A 23,059-nucleotide genomic window follows, 5' to 3' on the forward strand; every position below is an offset into this window, starting at 1 on the left:
CATTCCGCACTCCGGTGAACGGCCCGAGGAGGGTGCTGATCCCCCCTCATGCGCTCAGGCCCGCCTCGTGGCTCCCCGGTCGACCGGACCCGGCAGCGGGACCATTGGCCCCCATCGCGGCCCGCCGCATGGGGCCGGTAGGCCAACCGTCAGGGACCGCCGGCCCGAGGTGGCGGAGGCAGTGCCCCGCCTAGCGTCCTGGCCATGGAGAACGATCAGAACGCGCGGCGCCGGACGTCGAGCGCCGGTGAGGGCTGGCCGCTGGCCGCCCGACGGTTGCTGACCCGTCGCGAGGTGTCGGCCGACGGACGCGCCGTGTTCGGGACGGGCGACCCGAAGTGGGAGGGCTTCTACCGGGACCGCTGGGCGCACGACAAGGTGGTGCGCTCCACGCACGGCGTGAACTGCACCGGTTCCTGCTCGTGGATGGTGTACGTCAAGGACGGCATCATCACCTGGGAGCACCAGGCCACCGACTACCCGTCGATCGGCACCGACTGCCCCGAGTACGAGCCGCGCGGCTGCCCGCGCGGCGCGTCGTTCTCCTGGTACACCTACTCCCCCAGCCGGGTCCGCTACCCGTACGTGCGGGGCGCGTTGCTGAACCTGTGGCGTGAGGCCCGGCGCAGGCTCGGCGACCCGGTGGCGGCCTGGGCCGAGATCACCTCCGACCCGGCGAAGACCCGCGCCTACAAGCGGGCCCGGGGCAAGGGCGGGCTGGTGCGGGCCGACTGGGACGAGGTGTCCGAGCTGATCGCCGCCGCCCAGGTGCACACCGTCAAGGCGTACGGCCCCGACCGGGTCGCCGGTTTCTCCCCGATCCCGGCGATGTCCATGGCGTCGTTCGCGGCCGGTGCGCGGTACCACTCACTGATCGGCGGCACCCTGCTGTCGTTCTACGACTGGTACGCGGACCTGCCGATCGCCTCGCCTCAGGTCTTCGGCGACCAGACGGACGTACCGGAGGCCGCGGACTGGTGGAACGCGGGCTACCTGATCATGTGGGGTTCCAACATCCCCGTGACCCGCACGCCCGACGCGCACTTCCTCACCGAGACCCGCTACAACGGCACCAAGGTCGTCGCGGTCAGCCCCGACTACGCCGACAACGTCAAGCACGCCGACGAGTGGCTGGCTCCGCACCCGGGGACCGACGGCGCGCTCGCGATGGCCATGGGGCATGTCATCCTGCGCGAGTTCCTCGTCGACCGCGAAGTGCCCTACTTCCAGGCCTACCTGCGCACGTTCACCGACGCCCCGTTCCTGGTGACCCTGCGCGAGCACGAACGCGGTCTCGTCCCGGACGGTTTCCTGACCGCCGCCGACCTCGGGCACGACACGGAGCACGCCGAGTCCAAGACCGTACTCCTGGACCGGGCCACCGGTGATCCGGTGGTCCCCGGCGGCTCGCTCGGCTTCCGGTGGGGGGAAGCCGAGCGAGGCCGCTGGAACCTCGACCTGGGCGACGTCGTACCCGAGCTGAGCCTGCTGGAGTCGACCGAAGACACCGCGACCGTCGCCCTGCCCCGATTCGACGAGGGGACAACCGAGGGCGGATCGGTGATGCTGCGCGGTGTTCCGGTCCGCCGGGTCGGGGGCCGCCTCGTCACCACGGTCTTCGACCTGATGCTCGCCCAGTACGGGGTGCGGCGTCCCGGTCTTCCGGGCAGTTGGCCGTCCTCGTACGAGGACGCCTCGGAGCCCTGCACCCCGGCCTGGCAGGAGACGATCACCTCCGTCCCGGCCCAGCAGGCGGCCCGTATCGCCCGGGAGTTCGCCCGCAACGCCGAGCGGACCAACGGCCGTTCCATGATCGCCCTTGGTGCCGGCACCAACCACTGGTTCCATTCGGACACCATCTACCGCGCCTTCCTGGCGCTGACGACCATGACCGGCTGCCAGGGCGTCAACGGCGGCGGCTGGGCACACTACGTCGGTCAGGAGAAGGTCCGCCCGGTCACCGGGCAGCAGCATCTGTCGTTCGCCTTCGACTGGCAGCGGCCCACCCGGCACATGGCGGGCACCTCCTACTGGTACCTGAACTCCGACCAGTGGCGGTATGAGGCGTTCGGGCCCGAGGAGCTGGCGTCCCCGCTGGGGAAGGGCCGGTTCCAGGGCAAGGGGTTCGCGGACTGCCTGGCACAGGCCGTGCGGCTGGGGTGGACTCCCGGACACCCAGGCTTCAACCGCAACCCGCTCGACCTGACGGACGAAGCCGCGGTGGCGGGCCGTCCGGTCGCCGAGCACATCGTCGACGAGCTGAAGTCCGGGCGGCTGCGGTTCGCCGCCGAGGACCCCGACGATCCCGCCAACTTCCCTCGTGTGCTGACGGTTTGGCGGGCGAACCTGCTCGGCTCCTCCGGCAAGGGCAACGAGTACTTCCTGCGGCACCTGCTGGGCACGGACGCGGCCGTCCGCTCCGCGCAGACCCCGCCCGAGCACCGGCCCAAGGACGTGGTGTGGCGGGAGGAAGCACCGGAAGGCAAGCTCGACCTGCTGGTCTGCATGGACTTCCGGATGACGTCGACCGGACTGCTCGCCGATGTCGTCCTGCCGGCGGCGACCTGGTACGAGAAGGACGACCTGTCCAGTACGGACATGCACCCCTTCGTGCACGCCTTCACCCCGGCCATCGCCCCGCCCTGGCAGGCCCGCACCGACTACGACACCTTCCTGACCATCGCCGACCGGTTCAGCGAGCTGGCCGCCGAGCACCTCGGCACCCGCACCGACGTCCTCGCCGTGCCGCTGCTGCACGACACCCCGGACGAACTCGCCCAGCCCGGCGGGGCGGTCCGGGACTGGAAGGCCGGTGAGTGCGAACCGATCCCGGGGCGCACCATGCCCAAGCTGGCCGTCATCGAACGGGACTACGCCGTCATCGGGCAGAAGATGCGCGCCGTCGGTCCGTTGCTCGACACCCTGGGCACCACCACCAAGGGCGTCACCGTCCACCCGGACCAGGAGATCGACGACCTCCGGCGCCTCAATGGCACCGTGCGCGACGGGGTCGCCGCCGGACGGCCCTCGCTCGCCACCGCGAGCCACATGTGCGAGGCGATCCTCGCCCTCTCCGGCACCACCAACGGCCGCCTGGCCACCGAGGGATTCCGCGCCCTGGAGCGGCAGACGGGCAGCGAAGGTCTGGTCGAACTGGCCTCGGAGCGCGAGGCGGAGCGGATCACCTTCGCCGACACCCGGACCCAGCCCCGCTCGGTGATGACCTCCTACGAGTGGTCGGGCTCGGAGACCGGAGGCCGCCGCTACTCGCCGTTCGTCATCAACACCGAGCACAAGAAGCCCTGGCACACCCTCACCGGCCGCCAGCACTTCTTCGTCCAGCACGACTGGATCACCGAACTCGGCGAACAACTCCCCGTATTCCGGCCGCCGTTGAACACGCCCAAGCACTACGGCGACGAGCACCTCGCCGAGGAGGGCCGGGCCGAGGTCACCGTCCGCTATCTGACCCCGCACTCCAAGTGGTCCATCCACTCGAACTACCAGGACAACAAGTACATGCTCGACCTGTCCCGTGGCGGACCCACGATCTGGATGTCCACGGAGGACGCCGGCAAGATCGGGGTGAAGGACAACGAGTGGATCGAGGCGTACAACCGCAACGGCGTCGTCGCCGCCCGTGCCGTGGTCACCCACCGGATGCCCGAGGGCACCGTGTACATGTACCACGCCCAGGACCGCAATGTGAACGTGCCGAAGACCGAGGTCGGCGGCAAGCGCGGCGGCATCCACAACTCCCTGACCCGGCTGCTGCTCAAACCCACCCATCTCGCGGGCGGCTACGCGCAGTTCACCTACGCGTTCAACTACTACGGCCCGACCGGCAACCAGCGCGACGAAGTCACCGTCATCCGCCGCCGCAGCCAGGAAGTGGAGTACTGACATGCCCCGTGGCGAAACCACTGTCGGACGGGTCATGGCCCAAGTGGCGATGGTGATGAACCTCGACAAGTGCATCGGCTGCCACACCTGCTCGGTCACCTGCAAGCAGACGTGGACCAACCGCACCGGCGTCGAGTACGCCTGGTTCAACAACGTCGAGACCAAGCCCGGCGTGGGCTACCCCCGCCGCTACGAGGACCAGCAGCAGTGGAAGGGCGGCTGGATGCTCGACAAGCGCGGACGCCTCGTCCTGCGCTCGGGCGGCCGGATCAAGCGGCTGCTGTCGCTGTTCTCCAACCCCGACCTGCCGTCGATCGAGGACTACTACGAGCCGGTCACCTACGACTACGACAACCTGGTCAGCGCCCCCGCGCAGAAGGACGTCCCGGTCGCCCGCCCGCGCTCGGTCCTCACCGGCAAGCCCACCGCGATCACCTGGGGCGCGAACTGGGAGGACGGTCTGGGCGGCGCGCCCGAGCACGCCGGCGGCGACCCGAATCTGTCCGGCGCCTGGGCGGAGAAGGTGAAGTTCGAGTTCGAGCAGACCTTCCTCTTCCACCTGCCCCGGCTGTGCGAGCACTGCCTCAATCCGGCCTGCGTCTCCGCATGTCCGTCCGGGGCGATGTACAAGCGGGTCGAGGACGGTATCGTTCTCGTCGACCAGGACCGCTGCCGCGGCTGGCGGATGTGCGTGACGGCATGCCCGTACAAGAAGGTCTACGTCAACCACGCCACCGGCAAGGCCGAGAAGTGCACCTTCTGCTTCCCCCGTATCGAGGCCGGACAGCCCACCGTCTGCTCCGAGACCTGCGTGGGACGCCTGCGCTACCTGGGGCTGCTGCTGTACGACGCCGACAAGGTCGGTGAGGCCGCCGCCACCCCCGAGGAGAAGGACCTCCTCGACGCCCAGCGTGGCGTCTTCCTGGACCCGCACGACCCCGAAGTGATCGCGGCCGCACGCGAATCGGGTGTCCCCGAGGACTGGCTGGACGCGGCCCGCCGCTCCCCCGTCTACGACCTGGTCACGCGCTACAAGGTGGCATTGCCGCTGCACCCGGAGTACCGGACCGTGCCGATGGTCTGGTACGTCCCGCCGCTCTCCCCCGTCCTCGACGCCGTCGACGCCACGGGCGGCAACCAGGACGACCCCGACCATGTGTTCGCCGCCGTGACCCGGCTGCGCATCCCCCTGGAATACCTGGCCGAACTGTTCACCGCCGGGGACACCGATGTCGTCGCCGGGGTGCTGATGAAACTCACCGCACTCCGCTCGTACATGCGCGAACGCACCCTCGGCGAGAGGGGTGACGAAGCGGTGCTGACGGCCGTGGACCTCACCACACGCGAGGCGGAGGACCTGCACCGGCTCATCGCCGTCGCCAAGTACACCGACCGGTATGTCGTCCCCGCCGCGCACAAGGAGGACGCCGCCGCGCTGACCGCGATGGAGAACCGCTGCCCGGTCGAGACGTCCGGCGATCCCGCGCCCCGGAAGATCATGCTCGGCATCCCGGCCCTGCGCCGCAACACCACTGCCGGAGGCCGACCGTGAGCCCGCTGCCCGCAACCATTCCCGCCCTCGTCCGCACCCGCGTCCGGGCAGCCGTTCGCCGCCCCGCCCGGCTCACACCCGAGGAGACGGCGGGCCGGGCGCTGACGCTGCGGCTCGTGTCGCTGCTCCTGCAGTATCCCGACGCGGAACTGACCTCAGCACGGCCGGAGTTGACAACCGTGGTGGAGGCCCTGTCGGCCACGCCCGGGGCGGAACACCTGGCCCGGTTCACCGACTGGTTCGCCGCACAGGAGCCCGCGGCGCTGGAGCGGCACTACGTCGAGATGTTCGACCTGCGCCGCAAGAGCAGTCTCTACCTCACCTACTACCTGCACGGCGACACCCGCCGCCGCGGCATGGCCCTGCTCACCTTGAACCAGCAGTACCGGGCTGCCGGCTGGAGTACCGACGGGGGCGAGCTGCCCGACCACCTCCCGGTCGTGCTGGAGTTCGCCGCCCTGGCAGGCCCGGGTGGCGGCGAGGCGCCCCTGCGTCGGCACCGGCGCGGGCTGGAGCTGATCCACCACGCCCTGACCGGCTCCGGCTCCCCCTACCGGCACGTCCTGGCCGCGCTGCTCAGCCTGCTGCCCCCGCCCACCGAGGCCGACCGCGCCGCGGTGGCCCGACTGGTCGCCGAAGGCCCACCGAACGAGGAGGTCGGCCTCGACCCCTACGGGGCCTACGGAGAAGGCGAGTTCGCACCTCCAGCCGCCTTCGTGCCGCCCATGCCCGCCCCGCCGACCCGTGTGCCGCTCACTCCGACCAGCCGTCCGGAAGGCTCCCGATGAACGCCGCGCTCTCCCCACCGGCCGCCGCCTCGGCAAGCCGCGTCGATCTGCTGCTGTGGGTCGCCGTCCCGTACATCTGCCTCGCCGTGTTCCTGGTCGGGCATGTGTGGCGCTATCGGCAGGACCAGTTCGGCTGGACTTCCCGCACCACCCAGCTCCTCGAACACCGGTGGCTGCGCTGGGGCAGCCCGCTGTTCCACCTGGGCGCCTTCATGGTGATCGCCGGGCATGTCGTGGGGCTCGCCGTTCCCGACGCGTGGACCGAGGCCGTCGGTATCAGTGAGCACGCCTACCACACCACGGCCGTCTGGGCGGGTTCGGTGGCGGGCGTCGCCATGGTCACGGGCCTCGCCATGCTGTGCGCCCGCCGCCTGGTGACCCGCCGGATCCGCCTCGGCACCGACCGCAGCGACAAGTTCCTCTTCCCGCTGCTCTCCGCCACCGTACTGCTCGGCATCACCGCCACGTTCGCCCACAACGTCTTCGGCGCCGGCTACGACTACCGCTCCACCGTCTCCGTCTGGTTCCGCGGCCTGTTCGTCCTCCAGCCGGAGCCCGAGGCCATCGCCGGGGCGCCGCTTCTGTTCCAACTGCACGCCCTGACCGCCTTCCTGCTCTTCGCCGCCTGGCCGTTCACCCGGCTCGTGCATGTGTGGAGCGCCCCCGTGGGCTACCTCGTCCGCCCGTACGTGGTGTACCGGAGGCGGCCCGCACCGGCCGGGGCCCCGGTGAGTGCGAGCCGGCCCCGGTCCGCCTCCGGTTCACGATGAGCCGCATGAGCCAGGGACCGTGCCGGAGCCGGACGCGACGACCGTCCGGCACCGACGACGTGATGTTCAGGTTCGTCATGCCCGGAGGTGTGCACGCATGCTGAAGCGAGATGGCAGGGTGGTGTCCTGGCGCTGGCGGCGCAACCCGCTCAGGCGGAGCTCCGACATCGCCGAAGCCTGGAGCGCAGTGGCCGCGGCGGCGGTGCTGCTGCTTGTGGTGCCAGGTCCCGGGCGGCCGTGCGGTGGAGGATGCCCGACGGCTCTTCCCGGACCGGTGTGACGTCGGTGCCGGCGGGCGGCAAGGCGGGCTCGTCCACCACGGTGTGGCTCGATGGTGCCGGCCGCCTCCGTGCTGCCCCGCCCACCCCCGCCCAGGCCCGCTCCCAGGGAGCCGCCCTCGGCGCGGCCACCGGGGCAGGCGTGTGTGTCCTGGTGGCAGGAATGTGGTGGGCCGTCCGCGTACGCCTGGCCGCGCGTCACCGGGCTCAGTGGGACCTGGCCTGGGAAGAGTTCGACTCCGGCCGAAGTCACCGGCACGCCTGAGAACGCCGCTGGGCGGCTCGGGGACGTGTGCTCACACGATCTCCAGCACGTCCCGTACCGGGCGGCGGGGCGTGGCCGGACCCCTCGGGCCGTATCCCAGGCGCAACACCATGTGCACCTGGCCCGTCCCCGACGCGGGGTCGCGGGTCAGCAACCGCAGCGCGCGGTCCTCCAACGCGTGCGACGTCAGAGACGTGGCCAGGTCGGCCAGGGTCGCTTCCAGCAGGACCCGCTCCAACGCCTGTCCTGCGCGCAGCCACTCGGCCGGTCCGTCCCCGGCAGTGCTCAGCAAGGCCAGGTGCGGGCTGTGCTCGAACGTGCTGGTCCCGCGGTCCGCCACACGCCGGCGTCCGGCGAAGTCGCGCACGGGAGCCTTGCCGTCGCGTCTACGCGGACCGAACGCGTACTCGGGGACGCCGTCGACCGCCGTGTCCGCCTCCGGCCCGAGCCGGGTCCAGCGGACCAGGTCCTCGCTCGTCTCCGGGTCCAGGGCGTCCCGGCTCTCGGCGTCGCGGATCAGGTCGAGAACGGTCTCGGCGTGCCACGGTCCGGGGAAGAACAGCACGGCCCCCTCGCGCTCGGCAGCACCCTGCAGGGTGGCCCGCACGTTCTCGGGGAGGTCCTTCTCGGCGAAGGGGTGGCGGCTGGTGCGCCGCTCGCGGATCGCCGGGTGCAGCCGCGCGAGGTCATCGTCCCGCGGGCGCCCGGCCTCGTCGGCCAGCTCGACGGCAGCGAGCAGCAGTGGGTCCTGAGGCTCGGGCAGCAGCCGGACCACGGGGCAGAGGTGCGCGTGCGCGGCGGCGACACGCAGGTTGAACAGGGCGGCACCGCAGCCGATGTGCAGGGCGCGGTCGTCGGGATCGGACCGGGGCATGGCGCGCTCGGGATCGGCGCGCAGCAGAAGGGCACGATCTCCGGTCAGGTAGCGGAAGCGCCATGGCTGCGCGTTGTGCATGGAGGGCGCCGCAGCGGCCTCGGCCACCAGCCCCGTCACGGTCTTCTCGTCGAGCTGCCGCGCAGCCATGGCGTCCTCCTCACCCTTCGCGGGCCCCCTGCGGGTCCGCCTCGGCCGTGTACCCCCGGTAAGCCATATGCCGGACGGGTCGGCTCATGTCTCGGCCGCGACCGTGATCGGTCCGCGCCCGACGAACCAGTTCCCGTGTCCGCCCGAGGGGCAGCGGGCGTCTCAGCGAAGCGTGGCCGCACCTCGCGTGTTCGGGCCGACGACACACCCTGCGGCACGACAGACCGCGGCCGCGCCCCGCAGGGCCCTCACTGGCCCCCTTCCCCGCGGGCGCCCGTCGCTCTCGCGCCCATGGTCCGGCAGGGGTCAGGCAGGGATCGCCGTAGCGGTGCGGGTGCCGGGATCGGCTACCGCGAGGGGCTCGCGGGCAGCGTAACGGCCACGTACTCCGTGAGGTCGAGGAGCCGGTTGGTGTAGCCCCACTCGTTGTCGTACCAGCCGAACACCTTCACCAGGTCGCCGTGCGCCTGGGTCAGAGGGGCGTCCAGGACGCAGGAGGCCGCGTCGCCGACGACGTCACGGGAGACGATCGGGGCGTCGGACACACGCAGGACGCCCTTCAGCGGCCCGTCGGCGGCCTCCCGGAACGCGGCGTTGACTTCGTCGGCGGTCACCGGCCGGTCGAGGATGACGCTCAGATCGGTCAGCGATCCGTCCTCGACGGGGACGCGTACGGCGACGCCGTCCAGGGTGCCAGCCAGCTCCGGCAGGACCAGGCCGACGGCGCGGGCGGCACCCGTGCTGGTGGGGATGATGTTGACGGCGGCGCTGCGGCCGCGGCGCAGGTCCTTGTGCGGGCCGTCGAGGACGACCTGGTCGTTGGTGTAGCCGTGGATGGTGGTCATCAGGCCCTTGACGAGGCCGAAGCGGTCGTCGAGCACCTTCACCATGGGCGCCACGCAGTTGGTGGTGCACGAGGCGTTGGAGACGACGTGATCCCGCTCCGGGTCGTAGCTGTCCTCGTTGACGCCCATGACGACGGTGGCGTCGACGCCCTTTCCCGGCACCGACAGCAGTACCTTGCGGGCGCCGCCCTTCAGGTGCAGCCCGGCCTGCTCGCGGGTGCGGAAGCGGCCGGTGGACTCGATGACCACGTCCACGCCCAGTCCGGCCCAGTCGAGGGCGGCCGGGTCGCGCTCGGCGGTCACGGCGATCCGGTGCCCGCCGACGGTGATCGAGGTGTCGTCGTGCTCGACGGGGCGGCCGAGGCGGCCGTACGTCGAGTCGTACGCCAGCAGGTGGGCCAGGGTGGCCGGTGAGGTGAGGTCGTTGACCGCCACCACCTCTGCGGCCGTGCCGGCCTCGGTCTCCGCGCGCTGCAGTGCGCAGCGCAGATAGTTGCGTCCGATACGGCCGAAGCCGTTGATGCCCACGCGCACGCCCATGTCCGACATCCTCCCGATCCGTCTGCGTCTGTCTGCGCTGCCAGCCTGTCGGCCGGGGATGCGATCGGGCATGGGCCGTACGGGAGCGAGCCGCGGGACGTTCGGCCCCGCGGCGGACCCCGCATCGGTGTCAGTGGCCTTCTTGCTTCAGCCGGTCCTGGGCTTGGGTCGCGATGACGGCGGCCTGGACGCGCCGCTCCACACCGAGCTTGGCCAGCAGCCGGGAGATGTGGTTCTTCACCGTCTTCTCGGCGAGGTAGAGCCGCTGGCCGATCTGCCGGTTGGTGAGGCCCTCGCCGATCAGGGCCAGGATCTCCCGCTCCCGGTCGGTCAGGCCCGGCAGGGCGTCGGGCTCGGGCTCCGGCTCCTGGCCCTGACGCAGCCTGGCCATCAGTTTGGCGGTGGCGCTGGGGTCGAGCAGGGACTGGCCGGCGGCCACCGTGCGTACGGCCGACACCAGGTCGGAGCCCTGGATCTGCTTCAGCACGTACCCGGAGGCACCGGCCATGATCGAGTCCAGCAGGGCCTCCTCGTCGTCGAAGGACGTCAGCATCAGGCAGGCCAGCTCCGGCATGCGTGAGCGCAGCTCCCGGCACACGGTCACCCCGTCGCCGTCGGGCAGGCGCACGTCGAGCACCGCTACCTGGGGGCGCAGGGCGGGCACGCGGGTCAGGGCCTGCTCGGCATTGGCGGCCTCGCCGACCACGGTGATGTCCGGCTCGTCGTCCAGCAGGTCGTGCACCCCGCGCCGAACCACCTCGTGGTCGTCCAGCAGGAAGACCCGGATCGGGTTGCCGGGGCCGGGCTGCTCGCCGTCCGCCATCGGATACTCCTCGTTCTGCGTCTGAATCCGCACCGGGCTTCGCCCGTGAGTGCGCCCGGTCCATGTCTACCGCAGATCTTGCGTGATCCCGGGCCGAAGGGCCAGGGCCGGTCGGCCCTACTGGCCCGGTGGTCCCTGCGTCGTCCGGCGGGCCGGATCCGCACGCGGGCGCGGTCGCCCTCTGGCGTCATGCTGCCACCACACGTCCTGCCGGCACACGTCGTGGCTCGTCCCTCGGAGCGAGTTCCGCCGGGCCGGGGGTCCGGTGGCGCGCACGGTTCAGGGCCGACCGGTCCCCCTCACGAGGACGTCCAGCACCTGCCGCGGCGCCGGGCAGCGGTCGATTCTTTGAACCACACCACGCTGACGGAGTCCGAGGAGAGGTCCATGAAGGCAGCAGTCGTCCGGTCCTTCGGCGAGCCGCTGGTGATCGAGGAACGGCCGGAACCAGGGCCCGGCCAGGTCCGCATCCGGCTCGAGGCGTCCGGGCTGTGCCACACCGACATCCGCGCCGCGCACGGTGACTGGCCCGTCAAGCCGACCCCGCCGTTCGTCCCCGGCCACGAGGGCGTCGGCATCGTCGAAGCGCTCGGCGACGGCGTGACCCGTCCGGCGGTCGGGCAGCGCGTGGCGGTGCCCTGGCCGGGCTGGGCGTGCGGGCGCCGCGAGCACTGCCTGTCCGGCTGGGAGACGCTGTGCGAGCAGCAGGGGAACACCGGCTACAGCGTGGACGGCGGGTACGCCGGGAAGATCCTCGATCTTCGACACCGTCCTCAACGGCACCTCCGTCATCGGCTCCATCGCGGGCACCCGCCAGGACCTGGGCGAGGTCTTCCGGCTGCATGCCGCCGGACGCACCGAGGTCATCCATGAGACCCGGCCCCCGGCGAGCGTCGGCGAGTCCATCGCCGACGTCCTGACCGGCCGGATCAAGGCACGCATCGTCTTCGAGATGTGAGCCGCCCCCTGCGAAGCGGGAAGGAACAGCACTGTCATGGTCCGTTACGTGTACGCGTTCACCGAGGGCGGCCGTGACATGGCCGACCTGCTCGGCGGCAAGGGCGCCAATCTGGCCGAGATGACCCGCATGGGTCTGCCGGTACCGCCCGGCTTCACCGTCACCACCGAGGCCTGCCGCGCCTTCCTCACCACCGGTTCCGAACCTGGGGGTCTGATCCGCGAGATCTCCGATCACCTGGCCGTCCTGGAAAAGGCCGCCGGACGGCGGCTGGGGCAGCCGGACGACCCCCTGCTGCTGTCCGTCCGTTCCGGCGCCCGCTTCTCCATGCCCGGCATGATGGAGACGATCCTCGACGTCGGCCTCAACGACGAATCCGTCCTGGGCCTGGCGAAGTCCTCCGGCGACGAACGTTTCGCCTGGGACTCCTACCGCCGCCTCGTGCAGATGTTCGGCAGCACTGTCATGGGCGTCGACGGTGCGCTGTTCGAGAACGCCATGGTCCGCCTGAAGGAAGCCCGGGGCGCCGTGGACGACCTGGGCCTAAACGCGAGGGATCTCTCCGAACTCGTCGAGGCGTACAAGGGACTGATCCGCCACGAGACCGGCGAGTACTTCCCGCAGTCCCCGGCCGAGCAGCTGCGCCGGGCGGTCCTGGCCGTCTTCGAGTCCTGGGACGGCGAGCGGGCCCGCCTCTACCGCCGACGCGAGCACATCTCCGACGACCTGGGTACGGCCGTCAACGTGCAGACCATGGTGTTCGGCAATCTCGGACCCGACTCCGGCAGCGGTGTCGCCTTCACCCGTGACCCGGCCACCGGGCACCGCGGACTGTACGGCGACTACCTGCCCAACGCCCAGGGCGAGGACGTCGTCGCGGGCATCCGCAACACCGTCGGGCTGGAGCAGCTCAAGCACCTGAACCCGGAAGCGTACGTCCGACTGCGCGACCACATGGGCCTGTTGGAGACCCACTACCGCGACCTGTGCGACATCGAGTTCACCATCGAGCGCGGCCGGCTGTGGATGCTGCAGACCCGGGTGGGCAAGCGCACCGCGGAGGCCTCGTTCGCCATCGCCGCCGGACTGATCGACGAGGAACTCATCACCCCCGACGAAGGACTCGCACGGGTCGGCGGGGAAGCCCTGGCCCGGCTGATGTTCCCGCGCTTCGACACCGACGCGGTCGGCCCGGCGCTTGCGCACGGCATCCCCGCCTCGCCCGGCGCCGCCGTCGGTGCCGTGGTCTTCGACTCCGCCGAGGCGGTCCGGCGTGCCGCGGCCGGGGAGAAGGTGATTCTCGTACGGCAGGAGACCACCCCCGACGACCTGCCCGGCATGGTCGCCGCCCAGGCGGTGCTCACCAGCCGAGGCGGCAAGACCAGCCACGCGGCGGTGGTGGCCCGCGGCATGGGCAAGGTGTGCGTGTGCGGTGCCGAAGACCTCAGCGTCGACCCGCGAGAGCGCCGCTTCAGCGTGGGGGACACCACCGTCGAGGAAGGCACGGTCATCTCCGTCGACGGCTCGGAGGGCGCCGTCCACCAGGGCGCGGCTCCGCTGGTGGACTCCGCGGTGATGCGGTACTTCGAGACGGGTGAGGGCTCGGCGGGCGTGGTCGACGCCGTGGCCCGCGCCATGCACCATGCCGACCGGGTACGGCGGCTGGGTGTCCGGGCCAACGCGGACACTCCCCAGGACGCCGCCCGCGCCCGCCGGTTCGGAGCCGAGGGCATCGGTCTCTGCCGCACCGAGCACATGTTCCTCGGCGACCGCCGGCAGCTGGTCGAGGCGATGATCCTGGCCCGGACCGATGCCGAACGTGAACGCGCGCTGGACGCCCTCCTCCCCCTTCAGCGGCAGGACTTCGCCGGAATCCTGGAGGCGATGGACGGCCTGCCGGTCACCATCCGCCTGCTCGACCCGCCGCTGCACGAGTTCCTGCCCGACCGCACCGAACTCGCCGTACGCATCGCCGCCGCCGAAGCCCACGGATCCCCGCCCGGCGCGCACGACACCGAACTGCTCGACGCCGTCAACCGCATGCACGAAGAGAACCCGATGCTGGGCCTGCGGGGCGTCCGCCTGGGGCTGGTGGCGCCGGGACTGGTCGCCATGCAAGTGCGGGCGATCGCGGAGGCCGTCGCCGAACGCAAGCAGGCGGGCGGAGATCATGGTGCCGTTGATCGACACGGTCGAGGAGCTTCGACTCGTCCGCCAGGAGGTCGAGCAGGTCCTGGCCGAGGTGAGCAAGACCACGGGCGTTCCTGTCGAGTGCCCGGTCGGCACGATGATCGAGCTGCCCCGGGCCGCCCTCACCGCGGGCCGTATCGCCGAAGAGGCGGCGTTCTTCTCCTTCGGCACCAACGACCTGACTCAGACCACATGGGGCTTCTCCCGCGACGACGTGGAGGCCGCGTTCTTCTCCGCCTACCTGGACAAGGGCATCTTCAAGGTGTCCCCGTTCGAGACGATCGACCGCGACGGCGTGGGCCGTCTGGTCGGCATCGCCGTCGCCGAGGGCCGCGCCACACGGCCCGGCCTGAAGATCGGTGTCTGCGGGGAGCACGGCGGCGACCCGGAGTCGGTGCACTTCTTCCACGCCGCCGGACTCGACTACGTCTCCTGCTCACCGTTCCGCGTCCCGGTGGCGCGGCTGGAGGCCGGACGTGCCGCCCTGCCCGAGGCGGAGGGCGGCGACAGCAGGTGACGGACTCGCCGGGCTCATCCAGGGAGCAGCCCCCGGGGGCCCGGCACCGCGCTCGGCTCCCGGCACGCGAGCACGTCGGCCACACCTGCGGACAGGCTCGCCCGCACGTGGCCGCCCGAGAACCGCCCTGCCGGGATCTGCGCCGGGCGGCAAGGGAGTGGGGCCACCCGGCCCGGGTGACGCGGGCCGTTCGGACACCCGCCCGGGACCCGGAGGACCTGCGCGGCGGAACGGTGCCCGAGAGACGCTGGCGGTGGAGCCCGGCCGCTTCCCGCAGCGCCGCTCCTGTACGGCCGCAGACCGTGCGGCTTCACGTCCCCACTTCGGAGGCTCCCCCATGACCCGCCAGGACGACCGACCCGCGAACACTGCCACCGCCGAGGCGCCGTCGGACATCGCCGTCGCCGTCGACCGGCTGGTCACCAACGGGCTCAAGGCACTGGCCGACTACGAAGGGCTCGGCCAGGAACAGGTCGACCACATCGTCAACAAGGCGTCGGTCGCCGCCCTGGACCGGCACACCGCGCTCGCACGGCTCGCGGTGGAGGAGACCGGACGCGGTGTCTTCGAGGACAAAGCCGCGAAGAACATGTTCGCGTGCGAGCACGTCACGCACAGCATGGGCCACATGAAGACCGTCGGTGTCATCGCCCGCGACGACATCGAGGACATCGTCGAGATCGCGGAACCGGTCGGCGTGGTGTGCGCGATCACGCCCGTCACCAACCCGACCTCCACGACGATCTTCAAAGCACTGATGGCGTTGAAGACCCGCAACCCGGTCGTCTTCGCCTTCCACCCCTCCGCCCAGCGGTGCAGCGCCGAAGCAGCCCGGATCGTGCGTGACGCCGCCGTGGCCGCGGGAGCGCCGGAGCACTGCGTCCAGTGGATCGAGACCCCGTCCGTCGAGGCGACCCGGACACTCATGCACCACACCGGTGTCTCCCTCATTCTCGCCGCCGGCGGAAATGCCATGGTCAAGGCCGCCTACTCGGCCGGGAAGCCCGCCCTGGGCGTGGGCGCCGGCAACGTGCCCGCCTATGTGCACCAGAGCGCGAAGCTGCGCCGTGCCGTCAACGACCTGGTGCTGTCGAAGTCGTTCGACAACGGCATGATCTGCGCCTCCGAGCAGGCCGTCATCCTGGACGGGGAGATCTACGACGCCGCCCTCGCCGAGTTCCGCACCCTGCACGCCCATCTGGCCACCGCCGAGGAGAAGGCGAAGCTGGAGCGCTTCCTCTTCCCCGCCGACGCCTCGCACGGGGGACACCCCCGGCCCGGTACTGGGGGTGGATGCGAACCGAAGGTGAACTCGGCAGCCGTCGGCCGGAGCCCGCAATGGATCGCCGAGCAGGCCGGGTTCACCGTCCCCGCCGGGACGTCGGTCATCCTGGTCGAGGCCGAACGGGTCGGCCCGGACGAGCCTCTGACCCGCGAGAAGCTCTGCCCGGTCCTCGCCGTGCTGCGTGCCGGCTCCGAGCAGCAGGGCTTCGACCTCGCCGCCGACATGGTCGCGTTCCACGGCCAGGGCCACAGCTCCGTCATCCACACCGAGGACCGTGCACTCGCCGAGGCGTACGGCAAGCGCATGAAGACCGTTCGGGTCATCGTCAACTCCCCCTCTTCGCAGGGGGCCATCGGCGGCATCTACAACAACCTGCTGCCCTCCCTGACCCTGGGCTGCGGCTCCTGGGGCAGCACGTCGGTGTCCAACAACGTCTCCGCTCCCCAGCTCCTGAACGTCAAGCGGGTCTCCGCCCGCCGCAACAATCTCCAGTGGTTCAAGGTCCCGCCGAAGATCTACTTCGAGCCGCAGGCCATCCGCTACCTCGCCGACATGCCGGAGCTCCACCGCGTCACGATCGTCACCGACGCCACCATGACCCGCCTCGGCTTCGTCGACCGCGTCACCCACGTCCTGCAGCGCCGTCGTGAACCGGTGACCGTCCAGATCATCGACAATGTCGAGCCGGAGCCGAGCATCGACTCCGTCCGCCGAGGGGCCCGCCTCATGGGCGACTTCCGTCCGGACACGATCATCGCGCTGGGCGGCGGTTCGCCCATGGACGCCGCCAAGGTGATGTGGCTGCTCTACGAGCAGCAGGCCGACGGCAAGGACGTCGACTTCGCGGACATGCGGCACAAGTTCTCCGACATCCGCAAGCGCGCCTTCCGCTTCCCCGTGCTCGGCAAGCTGGCGCGCCTGGTGTGTGTGCCCACCACCTCCGGTACCGGCGCCGAGGTCACTCCCTTCGCGGTGATCTCCGACCCGGCGACGGGCAAGAAGTACCCGCTGGCCGACTACGCGCTGACGCCCAGCGTGGCCATCGTCGACCCGCTCCTGACCACCGGACTGCCTCCGGCGCTGGCGGCCGACAGCGGTTTCGACGCCCTGACACACGCCATCGAGGCATATGTGTCCGTCTACGCCAACGACTTCACCGACGGCCTCGCCCTGCACGCGATCCGTCTGGTCTTCGGCAACATCGAGGCGGCGGTGAACGTCCGGGCGGCCCGCCCGGACGCGCAGGAGAAGATGCACAACGCGGGCACCATCGCGGGCATGGCCTTCGGAAACGCCTTCCTCGGCATCGTCCACGCCATGTCCCACACCCTCGGCGCCACCTTCCACATCGCCCACGGCCGCACCAACGCCGTGCTTCTCCCCCACGTCATCCGCTACAACGGAACGGTCCCGGCCAAGCTGACCGGCTGGCCCAAGTACGAGAACTACCGCGCTCCCGAACGCTTCCAGGACATCGCCCGAAGCCTCGGGCTGGCCGCCGCGACCCCGGCCGAGGGGGTGGAGTCGCTCGCCGGCGCCGCGGAGCGTCTGCGCGACGCGGTCGGTATCGAAGCGTCCTTCAAGGCTCTCGGCGTGGACGAGCGCAGCTTCCTCGGCGCGCTGTCCCAGCAGGCGCTGAACGCCTACGAGGATCAGTGCGCGCCGGCCAATCCGCGGATGCCGATGCTCGACGACATGGAAGAGATCATGCGAGCGGCCTATTACGGCCGGCCCGGCACGCCTGGGGACTCCGGTACTTCCCGCGCCGGCTGAGAGGCCCTTCCGCGAACACCCCCCTTGAGAGACCACCGCCTCGCTGAGGCCCGGCAGGTTGAACCATGATGGGCCGGGCTTTGGCCGGAGCGTTCCTGGATCCGCCGAAGAGGCGGTCGCCGCGAGTGGCCTGACCGTGGCCTGCGTGGTGAATGACGACGCGGTGGACGCCATGGTGCGGCGCGAGGCGGCAACCGACGCGCTCAAGGGAACCTGACCGCCAACACCCCGGCCCACGCCCGCGCAACGGCGGCCCGGGCGGCCGGGCACGGCATTCACTACCTCGAGGACAACCCGATCACCTCGGCAGCCTCGTCCATCCTCCGGGCCGCGGCAGCAGCACACTGACCTGACCCGGCGCACCCGCGAGGCGTCATCTCACCGCAGGGCGCTTCGCGGATGCCCGTCCGTCCCTGGTGTGCCCGCCGTTCACAGGGCCCGCATGCCGTGCTCCCGGAACTGCTCGCGCACCCGCTCCGTCAGCTCCGGATCCGGTGCCGGTGTGTCGCGCAGCGGGAAGGGGATGCCCAGCGCGTCGTACTTGTGGGCGCCGAGCTTGTGGAACGGCAGGACCTCCACCCGGTCGACGTTGCCGAGCCCGGCGAGGAACGCGCCGAGCCCGTCCACGGCCGCCGGGTCGTCGGTCCAGCCGGGCACGAGGACGTAGCGGATCCACACCGTGACGCCGAGCCGGTCCAGGCGGGTGGCGAAGGTGAGGGTGGGGGCGAGGTCACCGCCGGTCAGCCTCCGGTAGGTGCGGATGTCGAAGGACTTGATGTCCAGCAGGACCAGGTCGGTGTCGGTGAGAAGTGCGTCGGTCGCCCGGGCGCCGAGGAAACCGGAGGTGTCCAGGGCGGTGTGCAGTCCCAGCTCCTTGCACCGGCGGAGGATCCCGGCCGTGAAAGCGGGCTGGAGCAGGGCCTCGCCGCCGGTGAGGGTCACCCCCCCGCCGGCGGTGGTGATGAAGGGCCGGTACTTCTCGATCTCGGCCATCACCTCGTCGACGGTGGTCGGCCTGCCGTCACGCAGGTGCCAGGTGTCCGGGTTGGCGCAGTACAGGCAGCGCAGCGGGCAGCCGCTGAGGAACAGCACGAACCGGGTCCCCGGACCGTCCACTCCCGTGGACAGGTCCCAGGAGTGGACCCGGCCCGTCACCGGCTCGACGGTGGTGTTCACAGCGATCCGTGGAAGGTGCGGCTGATCACGTCGAGCTGCTGCTCACGGGTCAGGCGGACGAAGTTGACGGCGTACCCGGAGACCCGGACCGTCAGCTCCGGGTACTTCTCGGGATGTTCCATGGCGTCCTCGAGTGTCTTGCGGTCCAGGACGTTGACGTTCATGTGGAAGCCGCCGGAGGCCATGTACGCGTCCAGGATGCCGGCCAGGTGGCCCGCCCTCTCGGCCGGATCGTGCCCCAGTCCCTCGGGCGTGATCGTCGTGGTCAGCGAGATGCCGTCGCGAGCGTCCTCGTACGGCAGCTTGGCCACGGAGAGGGCCGAGGCCGCCACGCCGTGCCGGTCACGGCCGTTCATGGGGTTGGCGCCGGGCGCGAAGGGCCGGCCGGCGCGGCGGCCGTCGGGGGTGTTGCCGGTGTGCTTGCCGTACACGACGTTGGAGGTGATGGTCAGCACGGACTGGGTGTGCTCGGCGTTCCGGTAGGCGGGGTGCTTGCGGACCTTCGCCATGAACGACCCCACCAGATCGGCGGCGATGGCGTCGGCACGGTCGTCGTTGTTGCCGTAGGCCGGGTAGTCGCCCTCGATCTCGTAGTCGACGGCGAGTCCGGTGGCGTCGCGGACGACCTTCACACGGGCGTACCTGACCGCGGACAGGCTGTCGGTGGCGACCGAGAGGCCGGCGATGCCGCAGGCCATGAAGCGGTGCACGGGGTGGTCGTGCAGGGCCATCTCGATGCGCTCGTAGGCGTACTTGTCGTGCATGTAGTGGATGACGTTGAGGGTGTCGACGTACGTGGCCGCAAGCCAGTCGAGCATGTGGTCGTACGCGGCCCGCAGCTGCTCGTAGTCGAGGTGATCGCGAGTCAGCGCGGGCGCCGCGGGCGCGATCTGTTCACCGGTCATCTCGTCCCGGCCGCCGTTGATCGCGTACAGGAGGGCCTTGGCGAGATTGACGCGGGCACCGAAGAACTGCATCTGCTTGCCCACGGCCATCGCGGAGACGCAGCAGGCGATCGCGGTGTCGTCGCCGGTGCGCGGGCGCATCAGCTCGTCGGACTCGTACTGGATCGCGCTGGTGTCGATGGAGACCTGCGTGCAGAAGCGCTTGAACCCCTCGGGGAGCCGGGGCGACCACAGCACCGTGAGGTTGGGCTCCGGAGCGGGACCGAGGTTGTACAGGGTCTGCAGGAAGCGGAAGGAACTGCGGGTGACCAGCGGACGGCCGTCGTCGCCGACGCCGCCGATGGACTCGGTCACCCAGGTGGGGTCGCCGGAGAACAGGGCGTCGTACTCGGGGGTGCGCAGGAACCGTACGATCCGCAGCTTGATCACGAAGTCGTCGATCAGCTCCTGGGCGCGGGTCTCGCCGATGGTCCCCTCGTCCAGGTCGCGCTGGAGGTAGACGTCCAGGAACGTCGAGGTGCGGCCCAGCGACATCGCGGCGCCGTTCTGTTCCTTTACCGCGGCCAGGAAGCCGAGGTAGAGCCACTGCACCGCCTGGTGCGCGTTGGTGGCGGGCCGGGTGACGTCGCAGCCGTACGTGGCCGCCATCCGGGCCAGTTCACCCAGCGCCCTGATCTGCTCGGCCAGTTCCTCGCGGTCGCGGATGATGTCAGGGCGGGACGGCTGTGCGTCCAGCAGGGCACGCTCGGCGCGCTTGGCCTCGACGAGCCGGTCGGTGCCGTACAGGGCCACGCGCCGGTAGTCGCCGATGATCCGGCCGCGGCCGTAGGCGTCCGGGAGGCCGGTGATGATCCCGGCCTTGCGGGCGGCGCGCATCTCGGGGGTGTATGCGTCGAAGACTCCGTCGTTGTGGGTCTTGCGGTAGCCGCCGAAGACCTTGGTGACGAAGGGGTCGGGCTCGTAGCCGTACGCCTTCAGGCCGTTCTCCACCATCCGCAGACCACCGTTGGGCATGATCGCGCGCTTGAGCGGGGCGTCGGTCTGCAGGCCGACGATCAGCTCACGGTCCGGGTCGATGTAGCCGGGCGCGTGCGAGGTGATCGTCGACGGGGTGGCGGTGTCCACGTCGAGGACGCCGCGCCGCCGCTCCTCGGGGAACAGTGCGCTGACCTTGCCCCAGACCGCGCGGGTGCGCTCGGTCGGGCCGGTCAGGAAGCCGGCGTCGCCCTCGTAGGGCGTGTAGTTGGCCTGGATGAAGTCGCGCACATCGATCCGGTCCCGCCAGCGCGTGCCGGCGAAGCCTCGCCATGCCTCGGTCGTCGCCCGGGGTCCAGCCGTCACCGTTGCCGTCATCGCCGGTCTCTCCCTCACTCCGCACGCAGAATCTCTGCACTGTCGATGCTCGTCGCCCGCGCTGCCTGCGGGGAGGGCCTGTCGGCGCACCAGGGGCGCGCCATCAGTCCCTCACGGCCGGGCCGTTGAGCCCGGTCAGCAACCCCAGGCGGCGCCGTCGCCCGCGACCGCGGGAGCGAGGAGGACGACGGCGCAGAGGAGGTGGTTTCGGCGAACGGCCTGCCGGAAGCCGTCAGCCGTCCCACGACCAGTCGGCGACCTCCGGCAGGCCGGCCGCGGGGCCGATCCCGCGGCGGGTCCACGAAAGATGCTCGTCACCCGCGTCGGCCGGGGGCAGGGGCCGATGGAACCCGTCCGCACGCCGTGCGGCCCGTCCCATCGGGGCGAACGGCCCCGGGCGGATTCCCCTCGGGCCGGGCGAGCGGGCTCTCGCCGGTAAGGCCGGAGGAGACCGTCAAGTGCCGATGTCCACCCCATACAGGGTGCGTCCGCCGACCAGCTCACGCCCGGTGACCAGCTCGGGCTCGATGCGGATGAAGGCCTCCTGCGGCGCGGGCACCCAGGAGGCCGGGCCGGTGCGGGCCAGGCGCTCGTGCTCGGCGGCGTCTGTCACCACCGTGGCGGAGCCCGTGACGACAACGCTCCAGCCGGACTGCCGGGCCGCGTCGACGTCGTCCGCCTCGAAGGCCACCACCGCGCCCTCGACCGCGCGGACCAGATCCGAAGCCGCGGAGGTGCGCAGCAGCACCGCGCCGTCGTCGTCTAGGCCGAAGTTCACCGGCAGTACGGCGGGCAGGGCCCCGCGCGTGAAGACGATGCGGCCGACGGGCACCTTGGTCATCAGCCGCAGACACTCCTGCCGCCCGAGTTCGCGGAAGCCGTCGTTGGGATACATGAGCCACCTGCCTTCAGCCTGGTACAGCGGTACTGCGGCTTTCCATCCTGAACCGCGTGGGACGGGAACCCGGGGGGCCATCGGTCCCGGCCGCCCCGGAGAACGACCCCTGTCACGCCGCGACGGCTCCCCGGTGACCCAGGCCTTCGGGAGAGGTGCCCGCATCGGACCGCAGTCCGCAGGTGCCGCCGCCGTGCGGTGCCGGAAGGTCCCCCCTCGGCCGACTGGGGGTGCCCGCCGCGCAATGTGCGGACCTGCGTCCCCGTTTCGGCGGCGAGCCTCAGAACGCACCGGTCAGGCGTCGTGCCCCTGGTGCGGCACGATCGCGACCGGACAGGCGGAGTGGTGCAGCAGCGCGTGGGCCACGCGGCCGAGCTGGAGTCCGATGTGCCCCTCGCGGCGCCGGGCGCCGACGACCAGGAGGTCGGCACGGTGCGAGGCGTCCGCCAGCACCCGGCGGGGGTGGCCCTCGACGGTGCGCCGCCGCACCTCGACACCCGCCGGGAGCTCCTGGAGCGCCGCTTCGAGTTGCTCGACGGCCCGCTCCTCGTGCAGCCGCGCGGGTTCCCCGGCGAGCAGCGGATGGTCGGTGCTCTCGTGTGCGGGGCAGCGCCAGGCCCGTACGGCTTCCAGAGGCACCCCGCGTCGCCGCGCCTCCTCGGCGGCGAACCTCACCGCCGCCGAGGCCTTCGCGTCCTCGCCGACGCCCACGACGACCCGGCCGTGAACCGGCGGCGTCGCCTGGTTGTCGTGGCTGCCGCGCAGCACGATCACCGGGCAGTCGGCATGCGCGGCGACGGCCAGGCTGACGGAACCGAGCAGCATCTCCGCGATGCCGCTGCGGCCGCGGGTGCCCACCACCAGCGCGCAGGCGTTCCGCCCCTCGCGGACCAGGGCGTACTCCGGCTCCTCGAACACCACGGCGGCGCTCACCAGGAGACCGGGGTGCCGGCCGCGGGCCCGCTCGGCGGCGGCACCCACCACCTCCTGGGCCAGGGGCAGCGCGGCCGGCCTGCCGAGCTCCCGGGCGAGGGCGGCACCCTCGTACCGCTCCCACAGGCAGGCGTACACCACCCGCAGTGACACTCCGCGCAGCGCGGCCTCGTCGGACGCCCAGTCCACGGCCCGCAGACTCGGCTCGGAGCCGTCCACGCCCACGACCAAGGGCCCGCCGAGGGATCGCTCGACAGCCGCGTTCATGATCTCCACTCCTCCACCG

At 71.3% G+C, this 23,059-nt stretch carries 13 protein-coding genes and 2 pseudogenes; 8 read left to right on the forward strand and 7 right to left on the reverse strand.

The window, feature by feature from the left end; translation table 11 throughout:
• Positions 1–204: 204 nt before the first annotated feature.
• The 5 genes from ACFZDI_RS29650 (at position 205) to ACFZDI_RS29670 (ending at position 7,556) form a co-directional block, all read left to right on the forward strand.
• Entirely contained in the window at positions 205–3,903 is a 3,699-nt protein-coding gene (locus tag ACFZDI_RS29650; protein WP_234847471.1) for a nitrate reductase subunit alpha, read from the forward strand.
• Between the two features lies 1 nt (position 3,904).
• On the forward strand, positions 3,905–5,455 hold the full coding sequence (gene narH / locus ACFZDI_RS29655; RefSeq protein ID WP_391254559.1) for a nitrate reductase subunit beta: 1,551 nt from the start codon (positions 3,905–3,907) through the stop codon (positions 5,453–5,455).
• A complete protein-coding gene (gene narJ, locus ACFZDI_RS29660) occupies positions 5,452–6,243 on the forward strand; it encodes a nitrate reductase molybdenum cofactor assembly chaperone (RefSeq protein ID WP_391254561.1) in 792 nt (263 codons plus the stop codon). The genes narH and narJ overlap by 4 nt, the downstream gene beginning before the upstream one ends.
• Complete coding sequence (gene narI, locus ACFZDI_RS29665) at positions 6,240–7,013, forward strand: respiratory nitrate reductase subunit gamma (RefSeq protein ID WP_391254565.1); 774 nt, start codon at positions 6,240–6,242, stop codon at positions 7,011–7,013. Before narJ ends, narI begins: the two co-directional genes overlap by 4 nt.
• 249 nt (positions 7,014–7,262) lie before the next feature.
• On the forward strand, positions 7,263–7,556 hold the full coding sequence (locus tag ACFZDI_RS29670; RefSeq protein WP_391254568.1) for a hypothetical protein: 294 nt from the start codon (positions 7,263–7,265) through the stop codon (positions 7,554–7,556).
• A gap of 31 nt (positions 7,557–7,587) precedes the next feature.
• Here ACFZDI_RS29670 and ACFZDI_RS29675 read toward each other — a convergent pair whose 3' ends face one another.
• From ACFZDI_RS29675 to ACFZDI_RS29685, 3 genes are all read right to left on the reverse strand, one after another.
• A complete protein-coding gene (locus ACFZDI_RS29675) occupies positions 7,588–8,580 on the reverse strand; it encodes an Acg family FMN-binding oxidoreductase (RefSeq protein ID WP_391254570.1) in 993 nt (330 codons plus the stop codon).
• A 347-nt stretch (positions 8,581–8,927) separates the two neighbouring features.
• Positions 8,928–9,965 (reverse strand): type I glyceraldehyde-3-phosphate dehydrogenase, encoded by a 1,038-nt coding sequence (gap, locus tag ACFZDI_RS29680; RefSeq protein WP_391254573.1) that lies wholly within the window; start codon positions 9,963–9,965, stop codon positions 8,928–8,930.
• A gap of 130 nt (positions 9,966–10,095) precedes the next feature.
• Positions 10,096–10,788 (reverse strand): response regulator transcription factor, encoded by a 693-nt coding sequence (locus ACFZDI_RS29685; protein WP_234847465.1) that lies wholly within the window; start codon positions 10,786–10,788, stop codon positions 10,096–10,098.
• 387 nt (positions 10,789–11,175) lie between these two features.
• Between ACFZDI_RS29685 and ACFZDI_RS29690 the strand changes: the two are divergent.
• From ACFZDI_RS29690 to adhE, 3 genes and pseudogenes are all read left to right on the forward strand, one after another.
• A pseudogene (locus ACFZDI_RS29690) lies at positions 11,176–11,746 on the forward strand (alcohol dehydrogenase catalytic domain-containing protein).
• 36 nt (positions 11,747–11,782) lie between these two features.
• Positions 11,783–14,453: pseudogene (gene ppdK, locus ACFZDI_RS29695) on the forward strand (pyruvate, phosphate dikinase).
• 337 nt (positions 14,454–14,790) lie between these two features.
• Positions 14,791–17,511 (forward strand): bifunctional acetaldehyde-CoA/alcohol dehydrogenase, encoded by a 2,721-nt coding sequence (gene adhE, locus ACFZDI_RS29700; protein WP_391254576.1) that lies wholly within the window; start codon positions 14,791–14,793, stop codon positions 17,509–17,511.
• Between the two features lie 429 nt (positions 17,512–17,940).
• Here adhE and pflA read toward each other — a convergent pair whose 3' ends face one another.
• The 4 genes from pflA to ACFZDI_RS29720 all read right to left on the reverse strand — a co-directional run bounded on the left by pflA (position 17,941) and on the right by ACFZDI_RS29720 (position 23,040).
• Positions 17,941–18,687, reverse strand: a complete 747-nt coding sequence (gene pflA, locus ACFZDI_RS29705; protein ID WP_234847462.1) for a pyruvate formate-lyase-activating protein — start codon at positions 18,685–18,687, stop codon at positions 17,941–17,943.
• Positions 18,684–20,945 carry a formate C-acetyltransferase gene (pflB, locus tag ACFZDI_RS29710; protein ID WP_391254580.1) on the reverse strand — a complete coding sequence of 754 codons (2,262 nt, stop codon included), beginning with the start codon at positions 20,943–20,945 and terminating at the stop codon, positions 18,684–18,686. The genes pflA and pflB overlap by 4 nt, the downstream gene beginning before the upstream one ends.
• Before the next feature lie 454 nt (positions 20,946–21,399).
• Positions 21,400–21,840, reverse strand: a complete 441-nt coding sequence (locus tag ACFZDI_RS29715; protein WP_234847460.1) for a pyridoxamine 5'-phosphate oxidase family protein — start codon at positions 21,838–21,840, stop codon at positions 21,400–21,402.
• A 294-nt stretch (positions 21,841–22,134) separates the two neighbouring features.
• Positions 22,135–23,040 (reverse strand): universal stress protein, encoded by a 906-nt coding sequence (locus ACFZDI_RS29720; protein ID WP_391254584.1) that lies wholly within the window; start codon positions 23,038–23,040, stop codon positions 22,135–22,137.
• Positions 23,041–23,059 lie beyond the last annotated feature (19 nt).

Source organism: Streptomyces sp. NPDC007907, from assembly GCF_042959365.1.
Classification (GTDB): Bacteria; Actinomycetota; Actinomycetes; order Streptomycetales; family Streptomycetaceae; genus Streptomyces; species Streptomyces indiaensis.